General features: G+C 51.5%; 24 protein-coding genes and 3 pseudogenes. 19 read left to right on the forward strand and 8 right to left on the reverse strand.

Annotation, left to right across the window (positions count from 1 at the left end; all coding sequences use genetic code 11):
* Positions 1-13: 13 nt before the first annotated feature.
* A pseudogene (locus tag BLS62_RS27595) lies at positions 14-301 on the forward strand (IS6 family transposase); the annotation flags it as partial.
* A gap of 39 nt (positions 302-340) precedes the next feature.
* Here BLS62_RS27595 and BLS62_RS27600 read toward each other — a convergent pair.
* Positions 341-1,600 (reverse strand): IS256 family transposase, encoded by a 1,260-nt coding sequence (locus BLS62_RS27600; protein ID WP_093190074.1) that lies wholly within the window; start codon positions 1,598-1,600, stop codon positions 341-343.
* A gap of 116 nt (positions 1,601-1,716) precedes the next feature.
* Between BLS62_RS27600 and BLS62_RS27605 the strand changes: the two are divergent.
* From BLS62_RS27605 to BLS62_RS27615, 3 genes and pseudogenes are all read left to right on the forward strand, one after another.
* Positions 1,717-2,430 (forward strand): annotated as a pseudogene (locus BLS62_RS27605) (IS66 family transposase); the annotation flags it as partial.
* A 228-nt stretch (positions 2,431-2,658) separates the two neighbouring features.
* Positions 2,659-3,297 (forward strand): hypothetical protein, encoded by a 639-nt coding sequence (locus BLS62_RS27610; protein ID WP_093190079.1) that lies wholly within the window; start codon positions 2,659-2,661, stop codon positions 3,295-3,297.
* Positions 3,297-3,611 carry a hypothetical protein gene (locus BLS62_RS27615; RefSeq protein WP_093190082.1) on the forward strand — a complete coding sequence of 105 codons (315 nt, stop codon included), beginning with the start codon at positions 3,297-3,299 and terminating at the stop codon, positions 3,609-3,611. The genes BLS62_RS27610 and BLS62_RS27615 overlap by 1 nt, the downstream gene beginning before the upstream one ends.
* A 64-nt stretch (positions 3,612-3,675) precedes the next feature.
* Here the strand turns inward: BLS62_RS27615 and BLS62_RS27620 are convergent, their stop codons facing one another.
* The 3 genes from BLS62_RS27620 to BLS62_RS27630 form a co-directional block, all read right to left on the reverse strand.
* Entirely contained in the window at positions 3,676-4,668 is a 993-nt protein-coding gene (locus BLS62_RS27620; RefSeq protein WP_244283675.1) for an IS5 family transposase, read from the reverse strand.
* 120 nt (positions 4,669-4,788) lie between these two features.
* Positions 4,789-5,109, reverse strand: coding sequence for a hypothetical protein (locus tag BLS62_RS27625; RefSeq protein ID WP_093190087.1), 321 nt, complete (start codon positions 5,107-5,109; stop codon positions 4,789-4,791).
* A 2-nt stretch (positions 5,110-5,111) separates the two neighbouring features.
* Positions 5,112-5,531 (reverse strand): polymorphic toxin type 50 domain-containing protein, encoded by a 420-nt coding sequence (locus BLS62_RS27630; protein WP_159436592.1) that lies wholly within the window; start codon positions 5,529-5,531, stop codon positions 5,112-5,114.
* 234 nt (positions 5,532-5,765) lie between these two features.
* Between BLS62_RS27630 and BLS62_RS27635 the strand changes: the two genes are divergently transcribed.
* Positions 5,766-6,428 carry a plasmid pRiA4b ORF-3 family protein gene (locus tag BLS62_RS27635; RefSeq protein WP_093190092.1) on the forward strand — a complete coding sequence of 221 codons (663 nt, stop codon included), beginning with the start codon at positions 5,766-5,768 and terminating at the stop codon, positions 6,426-6,428.
* Between the two features lie 429 nt (positions 6,429-6,857).
* Here the strand turns inward: BLS62_RS27635 and BLS62_RS27640 are convergent, their stop codons facing one another.
* Positions 6,858-9,143 (reverse strand): calcium-binding protein, encoded by a 2,286-nt coding sequence (locus BLS62_RS27640; RefSeq protein WP_159436593.1) that lies wholly within the window; start codon positions 9,141-9,143, stop codon positions 6,858-6,860.
* 889 nt (positions 9,144-10,032) lie between these two features.
* Here BLS62_RS27640 and BLS62_RS30555 point away from each other — a divergent pair.
* From BLS62_RS30555 to tnpB (BLS62_RS27650), 3 genes are all read left to right on the forward strand, one after another.
* Positions 10,033-10,182 carry a hypothetical protein gene (locus BLS62_RS30555; protein WP_244283676.1) on the forward strand — a complete coding sequence of 50 codons (150 nt, stop codon included), beginning with the start codon at positions 10,033-10,035 and terminating at the stop codon, positions 10,180-10,182.
* Positions 10,183-10,619: 437 nt separating this feature from the next.
* The gene (locus BLS62_RS27645) at positions 10,620-10,958 is read left to right on the forward strand and encodes a transposase (RefSeq protein WP_093189725.1); all 339 of its coding nucleotides are present in this window, start codon (positions 10,620-10,622) and stop codon (positions 10,956-10,958) included.
* Complete coding sequence (tnpB, locus tag BLS62_RS27650) at positions 10,955-11,158, forward strand: IS66 family insertion sequence element accessory protein TnpB (RefSeq protein ID WP_093189716.1); 204 nt, start codon at positions 10,955-10,957, stop codon at positions 11,156-11,158. The genes BLS62_RS27645 and tnpB (BLS62_RS27650) overlap by 4 nt, the downstream gene beginning before the upstream one ends.
* A gap of 45 nt (positions 11,159-11,203) precedes the next feature.
* On the opposite strand, the gene BLS62_RS27655 is transcribed toward tnpB (BLS62_RS27650), so the two are convergent.
* The 3 genes from BLS62_RS27655 to BLS62_RS27665 all read right to left on the reverse strand — a co-directional run bounded on the left by BLS62_RS27655 (position 11,204) and on the right by BLS62_RS27665 (position 15,205).
* Positions 11,204-11,635 carry a hypothetical protein gene (locus BLS62_RS27655; RefSeq protein ID WP_093177126.1) on the reverse strand — a complete coding sequence of 144 codons (432 nt, stop codon included), beginning with the start codon at positions 11,633-11,635 and terminating at the stop codon, positions 11,204-11,206.
* Positions 11,632-12,174: a recombinase family protein gene (locus BLS62_RS27660; RefSeq protein WP_093177232.1), complete on the reverse strand. Its 543-nt coding sequence runs from the start codon at positions 12,172-12,174 to the stop codon at positions 11,632-11,634. The genes BLS62_RS27655 and BLS62_RS27660 overlap by 4 nt, the downstream gene beginning before the upstream one ends.
* Positions 12,175-12,310: 136 nt before the next feature.
* Positions 12,311-15,205 (reverse strand): Tn3 family transposase, encoded by a 2,895-nt coding sequence (locus BLS62_RS27665; protein ID WP_093189717.1) that lies wholly within the window; start codon positions 15,203-15,205, stop codon positions 12,311-12,313.
* Positions 15,206-16,217: 1,012 nt separating this feature from the next.
* On the opposite strand from BLS62_RS27665, the pseudogene BLS62_RS27675 reads away from it, so the two are divergent.
* The 11 genes and pseudogenes from BLS62_RS27675 to tnpB (BLS62_RS27725) all read left to right on the forward strand — a co-directional run.
* Positions 16,218-17,447: pseudogene (locus BLS62_RS27675) on the forward strand (IS66 family transposase); the annotation flags it as partial.
* A gap of 83 nt (positions 17,448-17,530) precedes the next feature.
* Positions 17,531-17,869, forward strand: coding sequence for a transposase (locus BLS62_RS27680; protein ID WP_093189725.1), 339 nt, complete (start codon positions 17,531-17,533; stop codon positions 17,867-17,869).
* A complete protein-coding gene (tnpB, locus tag BLS62_RS27685) occupies positions 17,866-18,213 on the forward strand; it encodes an IS66 family insertion sequence element accessory protein TnpB (RefSeq protein WP_093189727.1) in 348 nt (115 codons plus the stop codon). The genes BLS62_RS27680 and tnpB (BLS62_RS27685) overlap by 4 nt, the downstream gene beginning before the upstream one ends.
* Positions 18,214-18,276: 63 nt before the next feature.
* Positions 18,277-18,741 (forward strand): IS66 family transposase, encoded by a 465-nt coding sequence (locus BLS62_RS27690; protein WP_093190098.1) that lies wholly within the window; start codon positions 18,277-18,279, stop codon positions 18,739-18,741.
* Positions 18,705-18,977 (forward strand): IS66 family transposase, encoded by a 273-nt coding sequence (locus BLS62_RS32655; protein ID WP_159436594.1) that lies wholly within the window; start codon positions 18,705-18,707, stop codon positions 18,975-18,977. The genes BLS62_RS27690 and BLS62_RS32655 overlap by 37 nt, the downstream gene beginning before the upstream one ends.
* A complete protein-coding gene (locus BLS62_RS27700) occupies positions 18,961-19,842 on the forward strand; it encodes an IS66 family transposase (protein WP_159436595.1) in 882 nt (293 codons plus the stop codon). Before BLS62_RS32655 ends, BLS62_RS27700 begins: the two co-directional genes overlap by 17 nt.
* 38 nt (positions 19,843-19,880) lie before the next feature.
* Entirely contained in the window at positions 19,881-20,219 is a 339-nt protein-coding gene (locus BLS62_RS27705) for a transposase (protein ID WP_093189725.1), read from the forward strand.
* On the forward strand, positions 20,216-20,563 hold the full coding sequence (gene tnpB / locus BLS62_RS27710; protein ID WP_093189727.1) for an IS66 family insertion sequence element accessory protein TnpB: 348 nt from the start codon (positions 20,216-20,218) through the stop codon (positions 20,561-20,563). The genes BLS62_RS27705 and tnpB (BLS62_RS27710) overlap by 4 nt, the downstream gene beginning before the upstream one ends.
* A gap of 63 nt (positions 20,564-20,626) precedes the next feature.
* Complete coding sequence (locus BLS62_RS27715) at positions 20,627-21,850, forward strand: IS66 family transposase (protein ID WP_093189733.1); 1,224 nt, start codon at positions 20,627-20,629, stop codon at positions 21,848-21,850.
* Between the two features lie 42 nt (positions 21,851-21,892).
* The gene (locus tag BLS62_RS27720; protein ID WP_093176425.1) at positions 21,893-22,231 is read left to right on the forward strand and encodes a transposase; all 339 of its coding nucleotides are present in this window, start codon (positions 21,893-21,895) and stop codon (positions 22,229-22,231) included.
* Complete coding sequence (gene tnpB / locus BLS62_RS27725) at positions 22,228-22,512, forward strand: IS66 family insertion sequence element accessory protein TnpB (RefSeq protein WP_093190105.1); 285 nt, start codon at positions 22,228-22,230, stop codon at positions 22,510-22,512. Before BLS62_RS27720 ends, tnpB (BLS62_RS27725) begins: the two co-directional genes overlap by 4 nt.
* Positions 22,513-22,736: the final 224 nt, after the last annotated feature.

Consider the following 22,736-nt stretch of genomic DNA (forward strand, 5'->3'; position numbering starts at 1 on the left):
AAGAGGTATTCCAGTGAGCGGTGATTTCAAATGGCGACATTATCGTGGGGAAGTCATCCTGTGGGCTGTGCGGTGGTATTGTCGCTACGGGATTAGCTATCGTGATTTGGAAGAAATGTTTGAAGAGCGCGGTGTGGATGTCGACCATACCACGATTTATCGTTGGGTTCAGCACTATGCACCTGAGATGGAAAAGCGGCTTCGTTGGCATTGGCGGCGGCCATCTTGGAATGGCAGTTGGCAAGTTGATGAAACGTACATCAAGGTTAAGGGCTGCTGGATGTATCTTTATCGGGCGGTCACGAAGCAGGGAGCTAACCGCAAAAGTTGGTGATGGGTTTCACGCGGCGTGATTTTGGTTTGCATCACTCTCGATGCCATTTTTGAAGATGACACCCTGTATTATCTTAGGCAATTGATTTTTGCCTCTCAATTTCTGCCAGCGCTTCTCCGCTGCCTTGATCAGCATGAAGACCATTGGCATTGCAGTATCCCGGGAGAGGCAGTTCTTGGTCTGCCTTGTTCTGTGGCGCACAGTCGCAAAGGTTGATTCAATTGGATTGGTGGTTCTGATATGCCCCCAATGCTCAGCAGGAAAGTCATAAAAAGCCAACAGTTCGATCCTATCCTTGGCAAGGCATTGCGTGGCTTTGGGGTATTTGGCCTCAAATTTCTCTATGAAAAGATCAAAAGCCGCCTCAGCATCTACGCGGTTCTCTGCCATCCAGATATCCTGTAGATCTTTCTTTGCTTTGGCCTGCAAGGATTTAGGCATTTTGCTTAAGACATTCATTGTCTTGTGGACCCAGCAGCGTTGAGCTTTTGTTGTGCCAAAGACTTCCCGCAATGCCGCCCAGAAACCCAGAGCACCATCACCGACAGCCAACTTCGGTTCGATCTGCAAGCCGCGAGCTTTGAGAGCAAGCAGTAGCTCCCGCCAGCTCTGAGTATCTTCCCGGTAGCCATCATCAAAGCCAATCAGCTCTTTCTTGCCTTCCGGTGTTGCCCCGATCAACACCAGAATACAGCGACTTTCCCGTTCTCCCCGGGCTTTCAGATAGATGCCATCTGCCCACATATAAACGTAGTTGCGCGCTGACAGGTCTCTGGTTTTCCACTCTTCCCATAAAGATCGCCAGCTTTTGACAAGGCCGCGGATGACATCCGGTGAAAGGTTGGGGGCATCAACACCCAACAAAGCACTCAAAGCTTGCTGAACATTATTGGTAGAAACCCCACGCAAATAGAGCGCTGGGATCAATTCATCAAGACTGGTTGAACGGCGCAGATAATTAGGTAACAAATTGGAATGGTAATGAATTTTCTCTTCTGCATTCTCATCTCGATCCCGGATCCGAGGTTTGCTGACCGTGACTGGCCCAACGCCAGTCTGGACCTGTCGCTCTGGCAAATGCCCATGCCGAACCACCCGCTGACGGCCATCTGGTAATTTCAAGTCCGAGTAAAGCGAAAGCACGCTCATGACTTCACTCTCAATGGCCGCTCGCAAAAGTTGCTGTGCACCCGAACGCAAAACTTCCGTGAGCGCATCTTGAAATTCCCCTGGCTGCACCAGCGGGATAACACTATCATCTGTCATAGGCGTATCAGCTCCTCTGGAGTCAAAAGCAAGCCTCAATCTCTTGCTATGATACGCCGCAATTCACTCCGTCACCAAGATTCACCGTTAGCTCTAAAATCCCACCCATTGCCGCTTACTGGTTCTCAGCGGATCGCAAGGCCGTAAACCCGGCAGAACACCTGAAAGAGTTTTCCGGCATACTGCAGGCCGATGCCTATGCTGGCTACAAACAACTTTTCGAGACAGGCAGAATAAAAGAAGCGGCATGTTGGGCACATTGGCGGCGCGACTTCTATGACATTTTCACTTCCACCAAGTCGGAACTGGCACAGCATGCCCTCCATGAAATTGGCAAGCTTTACGACGTTGAACGCCAGATTAATGGTAAACCGCCGGATCTGCGCCGAGAGGTAAGGCAGAAATATAGTAAGCCCATAGCAGAACACTTCAAAGCCTGGTGCAAAACGCAGCTTGCCCGGATCTCCGGAAAATCAAACCTGGCCAAAGCGATCCGATATGGATTGTCACGCTGGCACGCCTTCACCCTGTTTCTCGAGGACGGTCGGGTCGCCATTGACAACAATGCCGCTGAGCGCGCCATCAAGCCAGTGGTGATGGGCAGGAAAAACTGGATGTTCGCTGGATCCATGGCAGGCGGTGAAACGCTCGCCGATGCCATGACACTGATTGAGACCGCCAAGCTCAATGGCCTCAACCCGCAAGAGTACCTCACAGACATCCTCGAGCGCATCAACGATCACAAGATCAATCGCTTGCACGAGCTCCTCCCCTGGAACTGGACGTCGCTCTCAAAATCGAAACGTCAAGAGAAAATCGTGGCGCCCTGAGCGGACGCTTACGTTTGACGTGTGCGAAGGTCTGGTATGCAATCTTTCCTTGTCTGTATAAAACGCGGATTAAAGGTGGTTTCTTGTATGCAAATATCATAAATTTCGGCCTGACTTGAAGTTTCGCTGGGAACCCTACTTCGGACGTTGCTCTTAGTCTTTTGGTTTTGAGGTGGTTCGGACTAGTTAGAGTACCGTCAACTTGTCATGCGAGTGAAGAGGCAAATTATGATAAGATCAGCAATGGCATTAATCTTAGGGATAAGAGGAGTAATCTTACTCTTAGCTGCCCTCAATATGATTTTGTACTTTCATTATGGTGTTGAGAATATTGGTGCTGGCGTTTTTTTACTGTTTTGGTCTGCTGTCTATTATTTGTATACAGCAAGATATAAGTATTACCTCTGGTACATTATGTCTTGCGTTAGTGTAATTGTAATTGCTGCAACTTATTCGATTGAAATACTGTCTAGATATAATCCGGTCGGTTTGTATGAGCAATTTTATCTGGTTTATTTTGCTACAAATTTGTTGGTTGCATTTCTGTTTTATGCGATCCGAAAGAAACGCCTTCAAGGTCTTCCAAGAGAAGTTTTTGGGCCAGATCGCTTAATAAAGCAATTTCTTATTATAACTCCCTTCTTTTTGGGCTCTCCAGTATTGTTCTTTTATACAATTGCGCCTCGATTTTACGAGTTCGTACCAGCAGCTCATCTCACGGCGAGGGCTGCCAAAGTTTACTTGTTGATTGGCGACGCTTCGCTACCTTCATCATTCATACTGGTCAGTTTTATGTTTTATCTGCCAAGTGCAGCACTTCTGTTCGTGTTTTTACGTAATGCCTCAAATTATTTCGAGAGTAAGTGATGTCAAATAAGTTGGTTTCAGAAGAGATTAGTGATCGTATTAATACTGGCTTTTATGTATCTCAATTTGCATCAACTGGTGCTCAGGGGTACGCGGCAACTAAAGTCGCTCAAAACTACTTGAAAATCGGAAATATCCCTAATATGGTTGCGCGCTCAGTAGCTGTGCAAGACGGTCTTATCAAACAAAATTATGACGACATCTTAAGCAGTATGAGTAAGTCTGCTGCGAGCAAGCCTCTCGTGCAACTCGCTAAAGGTGCTTCTAAGTGGTTCTGTCGCAAACTTTTTTCGTGTTGCGCGACATGGGGCTGACTGTCTACGGCGCTGTTGCACAATTCGAAATTAGTTTGCAGCTTGCCCAATCCCATGCATCTGATCATGCAGAAACCTTCTCGAACGTGGCGCGTCCGAGGGCGGTCATTGTGTTGAGAACGGCGACGCCAAGTTTTGCCTCTGTCCTCTGATTGTTCAACTTTCGTGACCGGAGCGTGGTCCCGATCACCTGCTTAAAGCGGCCCATCAAAGTTTCGCCTCGAGACCTTCGGCCATATCCGGTTTGCTTTTGCCAAGACATCCTGCCGTTCTTTTGAATGGCAAGAATATCCCGGTCGCGAGCAGTGGGAGCGGTCGCAGCCTGTGGGCCGGGGATAGCTGTTTTGGGAGGTGGAATGATGATCTCAACACCGTCATAGCGCTTTGCTATTTCCTGTCGTGTCGTGAAGCCATCATAAGCGCCATCCCCTAAAAACGTTGCCACCGGACCCTCAACCTGATCCAACAGATCCGGCACAGCGGTTGGATCGGCAACCGTATCCTCAGTCATTTCAGAACATACGATTTCGCCGGCATTCAGATCAAGGCCAAGGTGAAGTTTGCGCCAAGCTCTGCGCTTTATCCTGGTTCCATGCTTGGTTTCCTGCCATTCTCCGGCACCAAAGATCTTAACGCCTGTACTATCGATTACCAGCGCTACTGGCTCAGAGTTCGTTCGCGGTTTGGGTTTTGAAAGTTTCAAGCCATCTGCGCGGCGCGACAGGGTTGAAAAGTCAGGAACCGGTAAAACCAACTCCATCAAATGGAACACAGACCTCACAAACCCTTGAGTCTGCCTCAAAGCAAGACCGAATACGACCCGGATCTGCAAACAGGTTTCAATGGCAAGCTCTGAAAACTTGGCGGGCCGTCCACCCCTTTGGTTCTCGGGTGCAAACCAAGCCTTGGCAGCGCTCTCTTCAATCCAAACCGTGACATCACCGCGACGACGCAAGCATTCATTATACTTCGACCAGTTCGTCACTTTGTATTTGGCTTTGGCAAACTTATGTCGGCGATCGGCATTGGCTTTAAACGGCATGAAGTGAATCTTCATTGAAGGAAATATCAGCCGAAATATACGCCTGAAGCGCATTTATGCAACAGCGCCATTCTGACCCATGCAACATGGTCCAACAAGGTCCCATATCAGCCTATGCATACGCCAGAAGCGGATTTATGCAACTGTGCCACTCTCAAGTTCCTTTCGTAAAAAAACGAAAACCTCGCCTCTTTTCAGGACAATAAGTGATGGAACATCCAAATGCTTGATTTGTAATGTTACCTGCAAATCTGGAAGGTGTGAAATCATTTCTGTCTCGACTTCACTCATACCTTCAGCATCACTCTCTGAAAGAGTACCATCAAATATTGCGGTGATTGAAAGTAAGTTGCTGTTCCACGAACATATAACAGCTCTTAACCTTTCTGATATTTGGCCCAACAGAGCAGTCTGAAGTCCCACCAAAACAACAATGCGCAGTTCTGCATCAGTCATAACTATGGCCTAGATGGTACAATATGAACGCCTTTTTTCCCATAGTGAATAATCCCCTTCGTTGTAGGTACTTTATCGCCGGTTATTGGGTCAACGTACTTCCCAATTACCTTCCCAAAATCAACGCGCTCCTTTGAACCCGGCTCGCCAACAGGTAGTTTCCCAACTTGTTCTCCTTTCCCGGCATGGTTGTCAATTAGCTTCTGTGGATCCAGATCGTCTAACTCGCTTCTCCCCGGAGTATGATTGTTATGTCCAGGTATGTGCTTGCCCTGCTTAGCCTCTTCAATTTTTGGAGGGTCATTGTCACCTTTTGCACTCTCATTTCTATCTTCATCATCATCTTCATTTGCATCATTAATTTTATCGCTAGCGAGTTTTGCTCCGGTAATGACAGCAAGAAGAACTGCTACACTTTCCAAGCTAATGCTCCCGCCGGCAAATCCGCACGCAGCTGCGATGAGAGGTAACGCCGCATGGGCTTTAGGAATAATCAGATCCCAAAGACTAAAGCTTGCGGACTGGCCCGATGCCTGACAGGCTTGAAGCTGTGCTACTACTTCCGGGTCATCGAGATGTTCTTTTATTTCCTCTAGGAGAGCACCACAAAGCGTGGGGTATTTGCTGTTTTAGGCCATTGATGCGACGGTGTTAGGATGGCTTCACTCGGGGAAATTATCCAGCTCAAAATCCGCCTTTTAGGGATCAGCCCGATGATCTGGCGCCGGATCCTTGTTTTATCATCGACCACCCTGCACGAGTTGCACGGGATTTTACAGGTGGTGATGGGGTGGGATGGCATTCATCTGTTTCAGTTTGATATTCGGGCCGTCGACTATGGTTCTTGGGAACTACATATGGCGCGCCCGGATAATTCGCTGTGCGACTTCGGATTTCGCCGGTATGACCGGTTTTTCTACATCTACGATATGGGAAGTTACTGGCGACACGAAGTCCGTGTTGAAAGCCTATTGGATACTGATCCCAAGAAGTTCTATCCAATTTGCACCGGTGGAACAGGCGCTTGCCCACCGGAGGATTGTGGAGGAGCGAGCGGGTTTCTAGTACGCCGGGATGAGGCCAATGGCTATGACGCGTGGCGGGACTTGGACCTCTTATCTGGCTTTGCGAAAGACCTTCTAGACTGTCGTGACACGGAACGAAGTCTGAGTGACCTGGACTTGGAGGAACTGCAGTTTGCCGTAGACCGAGTAAACGGCCGGGAGCCTTTCACATCCTGGCGTTTTTCACGCAAACAGTTGAATGCTTATTTTCGGGAGGGACGACATCGGGAGTTGATGCACCAGCAGTTGATCTGACCTGTCCAGAATCGAGCGATTTTGAACAGGTCGCGGGGCTCTGTTCAAAACTTAGCTTGACGGGGTATAGGACACAGGTAACGTTACGGACACCTATTTCTTTACAGTGCACTGAGCCGATATGTCCAGAATATTTGCCTACGCTAGGAGGCTAAACCCATGTCGCATTCTGCCCCTTAGCGGGGATAGACCCAACTTGTGACGCAGATCACCTGTGTGCTTAAAAGGCATAAAGAAAGTCTTCAGAATAGGAAATTTTAAAGAAGATACACCATGTCAGAGGAATACCGCAACAAAGCCCTTTTGCGCAACACGGCCCTGGAACTGCTGAAATGGGGTGAGACGTATGCGTGAGGTGGGGCTAGAAATTAAAAGCGCCACGAACGATAGATGAGATCGATCGTGGCGCCTGATTTATAAAAGCTTATTCTAAGCCCAATTGATGTAATCATCTGTGATAGAAGCTGCATCTACATTCAAAAGTGTGATAGAGAACTCTTCGCAAGCAATTTTTGCATCAGCCCCAAGATCAGTGATTGTCAGGTCGGCTAGGGCAACAGCTGGGCCTTCAACTATTAATGTGTCTACTCCATACTCGAAATCGGTGATTGTGTCGTGGCCTGTAGGCCCAAAGAACTCGAAAGTGTCAGCTCCAGAGCCACCCGTTAGGATATCGTCGCCTGCTCCGCCTATTAGCGTATCGTCTCCACTTCCACCCAATAAGGTGTCGTTGCCAGCATATCCTTTGAGCGTATCATTCCCTTTTCGACCATTTAATGTGTTCGCGCCATCGGTGCCGATGATTGTGTCGTTGCCGTCGCTGCCGTTGACATTTTCAATGGAAAGGTATGTATCTCCGAGGGCCACTCCCTCAAGTCCTTGTCCGAGGCGCAGGTCAATGACGGTGTCGATTTCAGCTTTTTTATACTCGGTGTAGCTGACCCAATCGATCCCTTGCCCGCCATCTAGTGTATCCGCGCCATTTCCGCCTCTGAGGAAGTCATCATCGTCACCTCCGCGCAGGATGTCATCGCCATCACCTCCGATTAAAGTATCTTCATCGTTCCCACCCATCAAGGTGTCGTTGCCGGCATATCCTTTGAGCGTATCGTTCCCTTTTCGACCATTTAATGTGTTTGCGCCATCGGTGCCGATGATTGTGTCGTTGCCGTCGCTGCCGTTGACATTTTCAATGGAAAGGTATGTATCTCCGAGGGCCACTCCCTCAAGTCCTTGTCCGAGGCGCAGGTCAATGACGGTGTCGATTTCAGCTTTTTTATACTCGGTGTAGCTGACCCAATCGATCCCTTGCCCGCCATCTAGTGTATCCGCGCCATTTCCGCCTCTGAGGAAGTCATCATCGTCACCTCCGCGCAGGATGTCATCGCCATCACCTCCGATTAAAGTATCTTCATCGTTTCCACCCAGTAAGGTGTCGTTGCCGGCATATCCTTTGAGCGTATCGTTCCCTTTTCGACCATTTAATGTGTTTGCGCCATCGGTGCCGATGATTGTGTCGTTGCCGTCGCTGCCGTTGACATTTTCAATGGAAAGGTATGTATCTCCGAGGGCCACTCCCTCAAGTCCTTGTCCGAGGCGCAGGTCAATGACGGTGTCGATTTCAGCTTTTTTATACTCGGTGTAGCTGACCCAATCGATCCCTTGCCCGCCATCTAGTGTATCCGCGCCATTTCCGCCTCTGAGGAAGTCATTATCGTCACCTCCGCGCAGGATGTCATCGCCATCACCTCCGATTAAAGTATCTTCATCGTTTCCACCCAGTAAGGTGTCGTTGCCGGCATATCCTTTGAGCGTATCGTTCCCTTTTCGACCATTTAATGTGTTTGCGCCATCGGTGCCGATGATTGTGTCGTTGCCGTCGCTGCCGTTGACATTTTCAATGGAAAGGTATGTATCTCCGAGGGCCACTCCCTCAAGTCCTTGTCCGAGACGCAGGTCAATGACGGTGTCGATTTCAGCTTTTTTATACTCGGTGTAGCTGACCCAATCGATCCCTTGCCCGCCATCTAGTGTATCCGCGCCATTTCCACCTCTGAGGAAGTCATTATCGTCACCTCCGCGCAGGATGTCATCTCCATCGCCACCGTTTAGGGTGTCTTCATCGTTTCCACCCAGTAAGGTGTCGTTGCCATTGCCAGCGATCAATGTATCATCACCAGCTTCACCAGCTAACGTATCATTGCCATTTCCACCTGTTAGCTTGTTATTTCCAATATTTCCGGAAAGACTGTCGTTCCCATCGCCACCGATAGCATTCTCAATGAGAGATGTAGTATCTCCCTTGTGAAGTAGAGCGTTAAAAACGTTTGCACGGGCATAGTTTCCGTCACCAAGGTAGGCTTGCTGATCTTCTGAGAACAATGACCAGTTTCCTGGCGATAGATCTACATTGATGCCATCGTTGTAATTCGAGAAATCATAGGTGTCCTCGCCGTTGCCATCCCAAATCGTTCGAAATATCCGGTTACCACCAGGTGTGCCTTGTCCCACGCCATTAACGAACATTTCACCAGTCGTGCTCGAGAAAGTATATGTAGTATCTCCGCTATTGGTTCCGTAATTAGCGCCATATAGTTCTTGAATTGCAGCGATATCATACATCATGAGAGATTGAGCATACCCCCATGTCTCATTGTCATAACCTGTGAGATCGTCTCCAACATAAGACCGATAGGTCATTACTGAGAACTCCATAGAGTCCTTCGCGTAGGTTAATGTTTCGCCTCCAGAAAGTTCGGAAAAAGGGTTTCCAAAAAAGTCATCAGCATGGCCGTGTGCGAGGCCCATGGTGTGGCCAGTTTCGTGAATAACTGTGTGCCAAGTATAACTCCCAATTTTGGGGAACGTGTCGTAATTGCTGGTTTTATACCATTGAAATGAATAGGCCTCCCCATTTGGGAATATACCATAAGCTGTATCTAAACTTGGGTCTGATGTTCTGCCTAATACTAAGTTTGCATCATTAAAGCGAGAATTTTCTGAAAATGTTAGCTGGCTGACAGATTCATACATATCAAAAACTGAACTAAATGCGTTCTTCCAACTACTATTCATTGACTGGAAATAAGTGGTAGCGCTTGTGTCATCGGGTACTAGCGGATCAGGTATATCTGATTTAAACGATGGAAATTTGTAGGTGATATCAGTGCGATTCCATTTAGTCCCAATTAAAAGGGCGTCAATGTTCCGTTCACCAGTTGCAATGATCACATTGCGCGCACCAGTTGCAGCGTGGTCACTCGAGGTAGCTTCAGATGTCAAATATCCGAAAGAGTTAGGGATATATGACAATTCTGATGAATAGATTTTTTTTTGCATTATGCGGCCTTAAATGAATTCCAATATCACTGCTGTGAGCAGAGCTGTAGTGTAAGCGGCGCTGTTGCACAATTCGAAATAAGCTTGCAGCGTAAGCGCTGTTTTGATGTAACCGTCCGCTCACGGCGCCATGATTTGGGCTTGACGCAGTGATTTTGCGTCCGGCTTCCAGTTCCATGGCAGGAGCTCGTGGAGACGGGCCTTGTTGCAGGGGTCGCTCAGTGTCTGTAATTAGAAGGCTTGTTCGTCTTCATAAAGCTATCCGATGCCCCACAAGTTCCACGCCAGCCGTCGTCACAAATTTGACAAGAAGAAATATCGTGTCACGAACTGGCGTGACTATAACGAAAGTCTTCGTAATCGTGGTGATTTGACGATCTGGGTCAGCCGTGAGATTGGGAAGGAGCACGGCTAACGCATGAAACTATAAGCTTATGATTTTTTGCATATAATCATTATTCCAGCCTGCTGTTTTTCGATGTCTTTTTATGCTGCCTGTGCGGGTTGTGTCGGCTTTGACGAGATTGATAGAAATTTTCCTCAGAACACTTAAATTTGCGGCCGCGTTACGGTCGCGAATGCGGCTGTCGTCCTCGCGAAATCCAACATCAAGCACCCAGTGCAGACTTTCGATGGCCCAATGATTGCGGATCGCAGCGGCAAGAACAACGGGCGAGGCCTCGGCGCTGGTGAGAAAATAACGAATGTCGGCAGTGACTTTGGAAGGTCCTCCGCATGGACATGATTGATGGAAGAAATTGTTTCAACTGTAACCGTCCGCTCAGGACCGCCTTACTTGATTGCGTTTGATTGAGTATTTTCTTCTTCAGTTTTAGTTGAGGAGGCAAGTCATTGTTGGATGAATCGAGGCCACGGCGGTCGTGGACACGGGTAGAAAAGGCGGCAATCACTGCGCAAGTTGGGGTTGATGGAGCAACGCTGTTTGATGTTGCGCAGAGCCATGGTGTCGGCCGGTACTTGCTGAAGCGATGGATGGCTCAGTACTGCGAGAGCAACACAAGTGAAAACACGAAGGCTCCCATTTTTGTGCCTGTTGTTGTTACTGATCCTGAGCCTTCAGGACCCGCCGTTATTGAGGTTGGGCTCGGGAACGGTCGCAGCCTGAGGGTTTCCAGTGACTTAAGTGATGCGCAGGTTCGCCGGTTTATTGGGCTGGTGGAAGCGACATGATCGGGCCGGGAACAGGTGTGCGGGTTTATCTTGCGTGCGGTGTGACGGATATGCGCAAGGGCATTGCGGGTCTGGCCGCTTTGGCGGAGACGGAATTACGCCAGCGCCCTGCAAATGGCGCCGTGTTTGCGTTTCGCGGTCGGCGCGGCGACCGGATCAAGTTGCTTTACTGGGATGGTCAGGGATTTTGCCTTTACTAGGCCCTATGGGCACATAGCTGCATATTTGGCCATCTTGAGGAACAATCAGCGAACTTTAGCTATTGATTGAAGCAGCACGCGAACCTGTTCGGGCGAGAACTTAAATAGTCGCCCATCAGAGATCCGTTTCGCTGAGATCGGGTATTTGGGACGCCTAGTATCCAGGCCAGCAATGCGGAAACGCTCTTCCCCATCACTAAATATCTCGCCGTAGTTTTCCTTCTTTAAGCCATATCGCGAACACAGAAGTTCAAAGAGTTCTTTGTCTAAATCCTCATCCTGGCCCTCTGCCACCGGAACCTTTACCCGCAGCACCATTTCAAAAGCATCGCCTCTGGATTTGAGACGCTTCCCACCTTGCTCAACTTCCAGCCCATGAGTTTCCGCAATTTTACGACAGGCTTTCAGCATTTCCTTCTCAAGGGTTTCGCTCAGGCGGGGTGTGATGCGCACATGTTTTTCACGTTGGCTGGTCATCGGTTCTTTACCTTGTAAACTGTTCCTCGAGAGACGCCGAGCTCTCGGGCAATCTCCGTTGGGCTCTGGCCAGCAGCAAGCCGCACTTCAATCTTCTTTGTATCAATCTGTGGCGGGCGGCCTTTGTAAGCACCTCTTGTCTTTGCCGCCGCAATGCCTTCTGCTTGTCGCTCGCGGCGCAGATTGGTTTCGAACTCTGCAAAGACACCGAGCATATCGAAGAAAGCTTTGCCGGCAGCCGTTGAGGTGTCGATAGGCTGCTCAGTCGCAAACAAATGAGCACCCTTGTCTTGCAAGCGCCGTGCAATAACTTGCAGGTCATGCATAGACCGGGCAAGCCGATCAATGCGGGTGACCACCAGAGTTTCGCTCGGATGGATAAAGTCCAGGATTGTCTGCAACTCAATACGCTCTTTGAGAGAAGCCCCGCTCTTCTGTTCCGAGCGGATCAGATGACACCCAGCTGCTTCCAATGCAAGAACTTGCGCTTCCAGATTCTGATCGGTGGTAGAGGTGCGAGCGTAACCGATGCGAGACATAAATTTGTTCATTTTGGGTATGCCATGAGCCATTTCTGTTCACTAACACAAATTTAACCCAAAATGAACAAGATACCGGGCTCACTCTGTGTTCATTTCAGAGTGTGAGCCACGGGTATACCCATAGTGCGTTCATTTACGCAACTAATCGACTTTCAAAGTCAATGCGCTGTTCCAAATCAAGCTCAAAACGGCCATAAGGATTGATGTGACTGTATATCAGTGGTGTCAGACCTCGGTAATCTTCTGCGGCAAGTCGGCTAGCCCAAACAGGATCTGAAAGCACCGATTGCACCATGCGGGTGTTGACGTAAACCAGTGAGGCCTGCAACAAGTGCAGAGACAAGGCCGAGATCTCCTGATCTTCAATGCGGTTACTAGCAATCTCCCCGCCCTTGCCGAAGAACACAAAGCCGTTGGCGCTGTTCCAGTTCTCTACGACATTGAGCCCTTCGTTGATTTCACGGCGATAATTCTCCGAGCGCAAATACCGACACAAGAAGATCGTCTTGATGGCTCGGCCCAGTTCAGTCAGCGCTTTATAGGTTGGGTGCATGACTTCGGAGCGGGCAAAGCGGCGTAAAATTGCTTCCGGATCTGCGGTTCTGTGCTGCATGGCTGCGGCGTACTTGACCATTTCGTCATATTGGCGGGCAATCTCCTCCCAATTGATGGCACTGGACAGGATCGGCAGCAGGTTGCTAAGCTCACTGCGCATAGTGTTTGAAGGCAATGCCAGTTTTTGCCGACTGATCGCCTTAAGGCGTGGGGCAAGCTCAAACCCAAGCAAGTGACAAAACGCAAAGCCGACAACGCTTTGGCCATGGCTGTCCACATACTGACGCTGGATCTCCATGTCGGTGCAATGACGCAAAACACCCTCAATCATGGCAGCAACTTCAGAGGATGAACAGCGTTTTAGCTGAGAATAGATACAGGTTGCCTGCCGTTCCACATGCCAGTAGATCATTACACCTCTGCCGCCGTAACGAGCATGCCATTCGCTCATGAGGTTCCTATCCCAGGCTCCAAACTTTGTGCTGTCTGCTGCACAAGCTGTCCCGGCTTCCCCCCAAATAGCGGGGTTGCGGATTGCCAAGGTTGCATCAGTTACGCGCGCGCAGGCAGCCCTTAAAGCGGCAGGATAAATATAATTGCGGCGCACATGCAGCAACTCTTCGTAGCTGACATCGGCAAGACCACCGGCAATACGTTTGAGGCCTGCGTTTGTGCCAAGACCGTAAAGGCAAAGTAACAGTCGTCGGTCACGCACATCTGAAGCTAGCACCTCACGACTTGCAGAGGTTTCAAAGCGGTCCAAGTATCCCGTTCCAAGGGCAGCTTCCTTAAGCGTATCCAATAGTCCCGTCATCGGCCATTGACGAGTGATTTCCGCTTTTAAAGAGACCAGTCCTTTGGGTTCCGGCGCAGGTTCAAACGGACTGACAGAGATCCGGTTCTTGCCGGTCCAACGGAGCCTGATCTTGTCATTGCGAGGCAGGGACGAATTGAGCTGACGTAGCTCATCCTCCAATGTCTTTCTGACCTCAGACACAAATGCTTCTGCATCTCGTGTCAGCTTCAGTCCCGCATAATATGTGTCGCGGCGCTCGGCAAAATCCTTTGGCAGGTCTTCATCCGGATTTCGATAACGATCTGCTCCCACTACCCAGATTTCCTTGGCACGAATTCGCTCACGCAACTGGGTCAGGAGGCACAGCTCAAAGGAAATCACATTCACGCGGCCTTTGTCATCAATCACGCTGCCACGCCATTTAGTTGGAATGGCCTCCACCGGAACATCATCCTCAGAAACAAACCGCTTACCTGCCTTCTGCAGTTTCGTAATACAGGTCAGCCCCTCCAGCACAGGACGCCAAGCTGCGTTGTTGGATCTGAATTCCAGGACAGAAAGAAGCAGTGGTAGCATACGGCGATAATGTGAGGCATATGACCCACGCATCACAAACTGAATTTGACGATCCAGAGTTCCTTTTGAGCGATACTCTTTGACAATCGCTGATAGTTTCTGCTGCCCGGCGACCGGATAGATCACATCACAGATCCGCCCCTCCGGGTGTTCCATGGAGGCCATGGCAATCTCTGCCAGCAAGCGCTCCTTGCCATGAACCTTCTCGATTTCACGGCTAATATCCTTAATCACCTTGCGCTTTGATTTTACATTGATCCGGTGGATCTGTTCCACCAGAAGGTCAATCACCCGATCAATCATCTGGGACTTGCGGACTATCAGATAAAGTGCGAACAGGCCTAATCGGCGCTCAACGCTGTGTCTACGCATCTGCGAAGCCGTTTCTGCACTCACCCGTCGCACGATCCGGTCAATGAAGGAGCACTCAACCTCCTTAAGAAAATGTTCTGGAAGCTGTAAGCCCTCAACAAACTGAAGGCGTTCAATTGCGGCCAGAATGTTGTCCAGCGTAGCCCCACCGATATCATCTTTCAGGCGCGAAAATCCGGTGGAAGCATCCGGCTCCACCAATGAGGTTTCCATCTTTACAATGGCTTCCTGAGAAAGTTGACTGACAATTTTTTGCAGTAACTCTTTCTGAAACTCACGGCGTGCAGAACGAGCAACACGTTCAATGATCTTTTGGGAGGGCGCAAACACCTTCTTCTCAAGACACCACTGGTAGGCAATTGAAATCAGGTCTTCAACACCATTGGCGTGACCACAATGTTCGCGTCGTAGCCAGTGTGCTAGCAGAGTTCTATGCCTATCCGACATCCGCTCAAAATCGAGAAACTGTATAATTTCCATCATGTGGCGACGCGCGGAACGGCTTTGAAAGTCATAGTCAAATGTGACAGGCCGATTACCACCGAGCTGATCACTCAGATAGTTTAAAACTTCTTCGCCAACCTGAATATCTTCATCTGCAAAGTAACCAAAGTGCTGAAGGTGTTTGAGTTGGAGTGCAACGCCGAGGCGGGTCCGCGTATTGTAGCCATTGATGAAAGTGAGGTCGTCGAATGACAGTCCCCACGTAAGACTAAAAGTCTGATCCATTGCAACTCTTTCCTAACTTGAAGAAAAAGTCACTTTGGCGAGCAAACATGTCTTAAATAGTGATGTTCAGCACTTGTTCCTCAAGATGGCCAAATATGCAGCTATGTGCCCATTGGGCCTACTACAAGGTGCTGGGTGCGCCTCGAACCTGGTTTCGACCGGGGCGCTTATGTTTGGAATTCTAGTGAAAGGAGGGGTTTCCTTTAACAGACCGTCCTTTACTGCGAAAGGGCGAGAGCCGAAGCGGCGGTGATTTGTCGTGAACTGGCAAGGTGACGTAGCCCGTGGGATAAAGAGATGTGCGACGAAGCCATTAAGTCAAGACCCATCTTCAGGCTGAGTATTGGAAGGTTGAGGAACACGAACCGGCTAAACCGTATCTGAGGGGCTGAATTGTAGCCTCCGCCTACATGGCTTAACAGGCGGAACATCGGTCGCGCCATGGATTTCATGACCGGAAGCGCGCAAACCGACAGCGTACTCCAGAAACGCTTTCGAGGGTGTCGTCAACTTATGCAGTTTGTTGGCGATGGCCGATGCCGACTTGCGGGACGCAAGGGAAAAGACTACGGCCGGCAGCCTAACCAATACGCTTTAAGTCCAACATAGGAACGAGGGAAGGCGTGTGCCGAATGAGGTTGGTATATTTAATACTCGCAAGGGAGTTCACCCCGATGACGGCCACGCTGGCGGAGTTCCCGTAGTAGTCCGGGATAGGGAAAGCCTGTCACATGGCGAAGGGGAACAGTTCAAGCTGCTTAGGGCTGCACATTAACTGACCACAACGAGGTGAAGACCTTTGATAATCAGCGACATGCAACACAAGCTTGCGAAATGGGCGCAGGACGAGCGAACCAGAAGATTTGATCGCCTCTTACGCTTAATTGCTGATCGGACTTGGCTGACTGAGGCTGCCCGGGTTGCCTTGGCGTCGAGCGGCGCAAAGACCCCGGGCCCTCCGTGCCAGGAGCCGGAAGATGAGCAGTTGCCCGTGCCGGAACTGGCCACCTCCACACTTGAAGAGCCCCCCAAACCGACCCGCGGCAAACCTCGGGTGCGTAGCGATGTGGAACGCGAGCGGGTCACTCTGCAGTCACCCAAAGCGTGCCCCGAGTGTGGCGGCGAGCTGCGGCTCATCGGGGAGGATGTGTCTGAGCTGGTGGAGTTCATCACCGCAAAGCTAAAGGTGATTGAAACGGCGCGGCCCAAGACGTCCTGCCGGGTGTGCGAGAAAATCGTGCAAGCTCCAGCACCAACCCGGCCCATTGAAAAATCCAGTGCCGGAGCCAGCTTACTGGCGCATATTCTGATCTCCAAGTTCGATGATCATTTGCCGCTATACCGTCAGAACGAAATCCTTGCCCGGCATGGCATTGATATTCCCCGCTCTACTCTGTCGGACTGGTGCGGGCTTGCCATGAAAACGCTGGCTCCGCTGAGCGAACTGCTTAAAGCTGAGGTGATGCTCTCAGATCGCTTGCATACCGATGACACACCCATTGATGTCCTGGGTCGCCAGTTCAAGGCGGCGAGCGGTTCCGGCAAAGCTTCGAGGCAGGGCCGGATCTGGACCTATGTGCGCGATGATCGCCCCTTCGCAGGAGAGGCCCCGCCTATTGCTGCCTATTGGTTCTCCGCAAATCGCAAGGCTGACAACCCGCGATGCCACCTCAAAGAGTTTTCCGGCATTCTGCAGGCCGATGCCTATGCCGGCTACAAGCAGCTTTATGACAGCGGGGACATTAAAGAAGCCGCCTGTTGGGCGCATTGGCGCCGCGACTTCCATGATATCTTCACCGCCACCAAATCAGAACTGGCCAGATACGCACTGGAGCAGATCGGTAAGCTTTATGACATTGAACGTCAGATCAGCGGAAAACCACCAGACCTGCGGCATGAGGTGAGGCAGAAGCACAGTAAACCCATCGCTCAGGCCTTCAAGGCCTGGTGCGAGGCTCAGCTTACCCGCATCTCAGGCAAATCACCGCTGGCCAAAGCCATCCGTTATGGCCTCTCCCGTTGGCACGCCTTCACCTTGTTCCTCGACGAGGGTCGCGTCGCGATCGACAACAATGCGGCTGAGCGCGCAGTCAGACCTATTGCATTGGGCCGTAAAAACTTCTTATTTGCCGGATCAATGGCCGGCGGAGAAACTCTGGCAGACGCCATGACGTTGATTGAAACCGCCAAACTCAATGGTCTCAACCCGCAGGAATATCTCACAGATGTCCTTGCCCGCATCGTAACCGTCCGCTCAGTACCGCCTTACTTGGTTGCATTTGATTGAGTATTTTCTTCTTCAGTTTTAGCTGAGGAGGCAAGTCATTGTTGGATGAATCGAGGCCACGGCGGTCGTGGACACGGGTAGAAAAGGCGGCAATCACTGCGCAAGTTGGGGTTGATGGAGCAACGCTGTTTGATGTTGCGCAGAGCCATGGTGTCGGCCGGTACTTGCTGAAACGATGGATGGCTCAGTACTGCGAGAGCAACACAAGTGAAAACACGAAGGCTCCCATTTTTGTGCCTGTTGTTGTTACTGATCCTGAGCCTTCAGGACCCGCCGTTATTGAGGTTGGGCTCGGGAACGGTCGCAGCCTGAGGGTTTCCAGTGACTTAAGTGATGCGCAGGTTCGCCGGTTTATTGGGCTGGTGGAAGCGACATGATCGGGCCGGGAACAGGTGTGCGGGTTTATCTTGCGTGCGGTGTGACGGATATGCGCAAGGGCATTGCGGGTCTGGCCGCTTTGGCGGAGACGGAATTACGCCAGCGCCCTGCAAATGGCGCCGTGTTTGCGTTTCGCGGTCGGCGCGGCGACCGGATCAAGTTGCTTTACTGGGATGGTCAGGGATTTTGCCTTTACTACAAGGTGCTGGAAAAGGGCCGGTTCCCGTGGCCTTCACCAGTCGATGGCTCAGCCCGACTTACCTCAGCACAGCTGGCCATGCTGTGGGAAGGGATGGACTGGAGACGCCCCAGTTGGGGAGCTCCGCCCGCTCGAATGGGGTGAATATCTTGGGTTTTGAATGGGGTATTACTTTGATATTGGAGATATATGAGGTAAAATACCCATATGAACCAGTCTCTTAACTCCCTTCCTGATGATCCAGTTTTACTCAAGGCCATGGTGCTGGCGTTGCAGGGAAAGGTTGAGAGTTTACAAGCCAATGAGCAGGCCCATCTGGTTCTGATCACATGGTTCAAACAAGCTTTGGCCAAGTTGCGCAGGCAACGCTTTGGCGCATCTTCAGAAAAGATCGACCGCGAGATTGCCCAGCTTGAACTGGCGCTGGAAAACCTGGAGACTGCCCACCCATGCCAGGAGCCGGAAGATGAGCAGTTGCCCGTGCCGGAACTGGCCACCTCCACACTTGAAGAGCCCCCAAACCGACCCGCGGCAAACCTCGGGTGCGTAGCGATGTGGAACGCGAGCGGGTCACTCTGCAGTCACCCAAAGCGTGCCCCGAGTGTGGCGGCGAGCTGCGGCTCATCGGGGAGGATGTGTCTGAGCTGGTGGAGTTCATCACCGCAAAGCTAAAGGTGATTGAAACGGCGCGGCCCAAGACGTCCTGCCGGGTGTGCGAGAAAATCGTGCAAGCTCCAGCACCAACCCGGCCCATTGAAAAATCCAGTGCCGGAGCCAGCTTACTGGCGCATATTCTGGTCTCCAAGTTCGATGATCATTTGCCGCTATACCGTCAGAACGAAATCCTTGCCCGGCATGCATTGATATTCCCCGCTCTACTCTGTCGGACTGGTGCGGGCTTGCCATGAAACGCTGGCTCCGCTGAGCGAACTGCTTAAAGCTGAGGTGATGCTCTCAGATCGCTTGCATACCGATGACACACCCATTGATGTCCTGGGTCGCCAGTTCAAGGCGGCGAGCGGTTCCGGCAAAGCTTCGAGGCAGGGCCGGATCTGGACCTATGTGCGCGATGATCGCCCCTTCGCAGGAGAGGCCCCGCCTATTGCTGCCTATTGGTTCTCCGCAAATCGCAAGGCTGACAACCCGCGATGCCACCTCAAAGAGTTTTCCGGCATTCTGCAGGCCGATGCCTATGCCGGCTACAAGCAGCTTTATGACAGCGGGGACATTAAAGAAGCCGCCTGTTGGGCGCATTGGCGCCGCGACTTCCATGATATCTTCACCGCCACCAAATCAGAACTGGCCAGATACGCACTGGAGCAGATCGGTAAGCTTTATGACATTGAACGTCAGATCAGCGGAAAACCACCAGACCTGCGGCATGAGGTGAGGCAGAAGCACAGTAAACCCATCGCTCAGGCCTTCAAGGCCTGGTGCGAGGCTCAGCTTACCCGCATCTCAGGCAAATCACCGCTGGCCAAAGCCATCCGTTATGGCCTCTCCCGTTGGCACGCCTTCACCTTGTTCCTCGACGAGGGTCGCGTCGCGATCGACAACAATGCGGCTGAGCGCGCAGTCAGACCTATTGCATTGGGCCGTAAAAACTTCTTATTTGCCGGATCAATGGCCGGCGGAGAAACTCTGGCAGACGCCATGACGTTGATTGAAACCGCCAAACTCAATGGTCTCAACCCGCAGGAATATCTCACAGATGTCCTTGCCCGCATCGTAACCGTCCGCTCAGTACCGCCTTACTTGGTTGCATTTGATTGAGTATTTTCTTCTTCAGTTTTAGCTGAGGAGGCAAGTCATTGTTGGATGAATCGAGGCCACGGCGGTCGTGGACACGGGTAGAAAAGGCGGCAATCACTGCGCAAGTTGGGGTTGATGGAGCAACGCTGTTTGATGTTGCGCAGAGCCATGGTGTCGGCCGGTACTTGCTGAAACGATGGATGGCTCAGTACTGCGAGAGCAACACAAGTGAAAACACGAAGGCTCCCATTTTTGTGCCTGTTGTTGTTACTGATCCTGAGCCTTCAGGACCCGCCGTTATTGAGGTTGGGCTCGGGAACGGTCGCAGCCTGAGGGTTTCCAGTGACTTAAGTGATGCGCAGGTTCGCCGGTTTATTGGGCTGGTGGAAGCGACATGATCGGGCCGGGAACAGGTGTGCGGGTTTATCTTGCGTGCGGTGTGACGGATATGCGCAAGGGCATTGCGGGTCTGGCCGCTTTGGCGGAGACGGAATTACGCCAGCGCCCTGCAAATGGCGCCGTGTTTGCGTTTCGCGGTCGGCGCGGCGACCGGATCAAGTTGCTTTACTGGGATGGTCAGGGATTTTGCCTTTACTACAAGGTGCTGGAAAAGGGCCGGTTCCCGTGGCCTTCACCAGTCGATGGCTCAGCCCGACTTACCTCAGCACAGCTGGCCATGCTGTGGGAAGGGATGGACTGGAGACGCCCCAGTTGGGGAGCTCCGCCCGCTCGAATGGGGTGAATATCTTGGGTTTTGAATGGGGTATTACTTTGATATTGGAGATATATGAGGTAAAATACCCATATGAACCAGTCTCTTAACTCCCTTCCTGATGATCCAGTTTTACTCAAGGCCATGGTGCTGGCGTTGCAGGGAAAGGTTGAGAGTTTACAAGCCAATGAGCAGGCCCATCTGGTTCTGATCACATGGTTCAAACAAGCTTTGGCCAAGTTGCGCAGGCAACGCTTTGGCGCATCTTCAGAAAAGATCGACCGCGAGATTGCCCAGCTTGAACTGGCGCTGGAAAACCTGGAGACTGCCCACCCATGCCAGGAGCCGGAAGATGAGCAGTTGCCCGTGCCGGAACTGGCCACCTCCACACTTGAAGAGCCCCCCAAACCGACCCGCGGCAAACCTCGGGTGCGTAGCGATGTGGAACGCGAGCGGGTCACTCTGCAGTCACCCAAAGCGTGCCCCGAGTGTGGCGGCGAGCTGCGGCTCATCGGGGAGGATGTGTCTGAGCTGGTGGAGTTCATCACCGCAAAGCTAAAGGTGATTGAAACGGCGCGGCCCAAGACGTCCTGCCGGGTGTGCGAGAAAATCGTGCAAGCTCCAGCACCAACCCGGCCCATTGAAAAATCCAGTGCCGGAGCCAGCTTACTGGCGCATATTCTGATCTCCAAGTTCGATGATCATTTGCCGCTATACCGTCAGAACGAAATCCTTGCCCGGCATGGCATTGATATTCCCCGCTCTACTCTGTCGGACTGGTGCGGGCTTGCCATGAAAACGCTGGCTCCGCTGAGCGAACTGCTTAAAGCTGAGGTGATGCTCTCAGATCGCTTGCATACCGATGACACACCCATTGATGTCCTGGGTCGCCAGTTCAAGGCGGCGAGCGGTTCCGGCAAAGCTTCGAGGCAGGGCCGGATCTGGACCTATGTGCGCGATGATCGCCCCTTCGCAGGAGAGGCCCCGCCTATTGCTGCCTATTGGTTCTCCGCAAATCGCAAGGCTGACAACCCGCGATGCCACCTCAAAGAGTTTTCCGGCATTCTGCAGGCCGATGCCTATGCCGGCTACAAGCAGCTTTATGACAGCGGGGACATTAAAGAAGCCGCCTGTTGGGCGCATTGGCGCCGCGACTTCCATGATATCTTCACCGCCACCAAATCAGAACTGGCCAGATACGCACTGGAGCAGATCGGTAAGCTTTATGACATTGAACGTCAGATCAGCGGAAAACCACCAGACCTGCGGCATGAAGGTAACCGTCCGCTCATGACCGTCTTACTTGATTGCATTTGATTGAGTATTTTCTTCTTCAGTTCTAGCTGAGGAGGTAAGTCATTGTTGGAAGGATCGAAGCCACGGCGGTCGTGGACACGGGTAGAAAAGGCGGCAATCACCGCGCAAGTTGGGGTTGATGGAGCAACGCTGTTCGGTGTTGCGCAGAGCCATGGTGTCAGCCGGTGCTTGCTGAAGCGATGGATGGCTAAGTACGGCGACAGCAACACAAGCGAAGACCCGCAGGGTCCCCTTCTTGTGCCTGTTGTTGTTACTGATCCTGAACCATCAGGACCAGTTGTTATTGAGGTTGGGCTCGGGAACGGTCGCAGCCTGAGGGTTTCCAGTGACTTAAGTGATGCGCAGGTTCGCCGGTTTATTGCGCTGGTGGAAGCGACATGATCGGCCCGGGAACAGGTGTGCGGGTTTATCTTGCGTGCGGTGTGACGGATATGCGCAAGGGCATTGCGGGTCTGACCGCTTTGGCGGAGACGGAATTACGCCAGCGCCCTGCAAATGGCGCCGTGTTTGCGTTTCGCGGGCGGCGCGGCGACCGGATCAAACTGCTCTATTGGGATGGTCAGGGTTTTGCCTTTACTACAAGGTACTGGGTGCGCCTCGAACCTGGTTTCGACCGGGGCGCTTATGTTTGGAATTCTAGTGAAAGGAGGCGTTTCCTTTAACAGACCGTCCTTTACTGCGAAAGGGCGAGAGCCGAAGCGGCGGTGATTTGTCGTGAACTGGCAAGGTGACGTAGCCCGTGGGATAAAGAGATGTGCGACGAAGCCATTAAGTCAAGACCCATCTTCAGGCTGAGTATTGGAAGGTTGAGGAACACGAACCGGCTAAACCGTATCTGAGGGGCTGAATTGTAGCCTCCGCCTACATGGTTAACAGGCGGAACATC

It is taken from the genome of Pseudovibrio sp. Tun.PSC04-5.I4 (assembly GCF_900104145.1).
GTDB lineage: Bacteria > Pseudomonadota > Alphaproteobacteria > Rhizobiales > Stappiaceae > Pseudovibrio.

Bases quoted from the DNA above. Each gene is read 5' to 3' on its own strand.
- BLS62_RS27660 (WP_093177232.1), bottom strand. From the start codon at position 12,174: ATGTCTCGCATCGGTTACGCTCGCACCTCTACCACCGATCAGAATCTG.
- BLS62_RS27625 (WP_093190087.1), bottom strand. From the start codon at position 5,109: ATGACTGATGCAGAACTGCGCATTGTTGTTTTGGTGGGACTTCAGACT.
- BLS62_RS27610 (WP_093190079.1), top strand. From the start codon at position 2,659: ATGATAAGATCAGCAATGGCATTAATCTTAGGGATAAGAGGAGTAATC.
- BLS62_RS30555 (WP_244283676.1), top strand. From the start codon at position 10,033: ATGCCCCACAAGTTCCACGCCAGCCGTCGTCACAAATTTGACAAGAAG.
- tnpB (WP_093189716.1), top strand. From the start codon at position 10,955: ATGATCGGGCCGGGAACAGGTGTGCGGGTTTATCTTGCGTGCGGTGTG.
- tnpB (WP_093189727.1), top strand. From the start codon at position 17,866: ATGATCGGGCCGGGAACAGGTGTGCGGGTTTATCTTGCGTGCGGTGTG.
- BLS62_RS27640 (WP_159436593.1), bottom strand. From the start codon at position 9,143: ATGGAGTTCTCAGTAATGACCTATCGGTCTTATGTTGGAGACGATCTC.
- BLS62_RS27655 (WP_093177126.1), bottom strand. From the start codon at position 11,635: ATGACCAGCCAACGTGAAAAACATGTGCGCATCACACCCCGCCTGAGC.
- BLS62_RS27665 (WP_093189717.1), bottom strand. From the start codon at position 15,205: ATGGATCAGACTTTTAGTCTTACGTGGGGACTGTCATTCGACGACCTC.
- BLS62_RS27715 (WP_093189733.1), top strand. From the start codon at position 20,627: ATGAACCAGTCTCTTAACTCCCTTCCTGATGATCCAGTTTTACTCAAG.
- BLS62_RS27620 (WP_244283675.1), bottom strand. From the start codon at position 4,668: ATGAAGATTCACTTCATGCCGTTTAAAGCCAATGCCGATCGCCGACAT.
- BLS62_RS27600 (WP_093190074.1), bottom strand. From the start codon at position 1,600: ATGACAGATGATAGTGTTATCCCGCTGGTGCAGCCAGGGGAATTTCAA.
- tnpB (WP_093189727.1), top strand. From the start codon at position 20,216: ATGATCGGGCCGGGAACAGGTGTGCGGGTTTATCTTGCGTGCGGTGTG.
- BLS62_RS27635 (WP_093190092.1), top strand. From the start codon at position 5,766: ATGGCTTCACTCGGGGAAATTATCCAGCTCAAAATCCGCCTTTTAGGG.
- BLS62_RS27615 (WP_093190082.1), top strand. From the start codon at position 3,297: ATGTCAAATAAGTTGGTTTCAGAAGAGATTAGTGATCGTATTAATACT.
- tnpB (WP_093190105.1), top strand. From the start codon at position 22,228: ATGATCGGCCCGGGAACAGGTGTGCGGGTTTATCTTGCGTGCGGTGTG.
- BLS62_RS27690 (WP_093190098.1), top strand. From the start codon at position 18,277: ATGAACCAGTCTCTTAACTCCCTTCCTGATGATCCAGTTTTACTCAAG.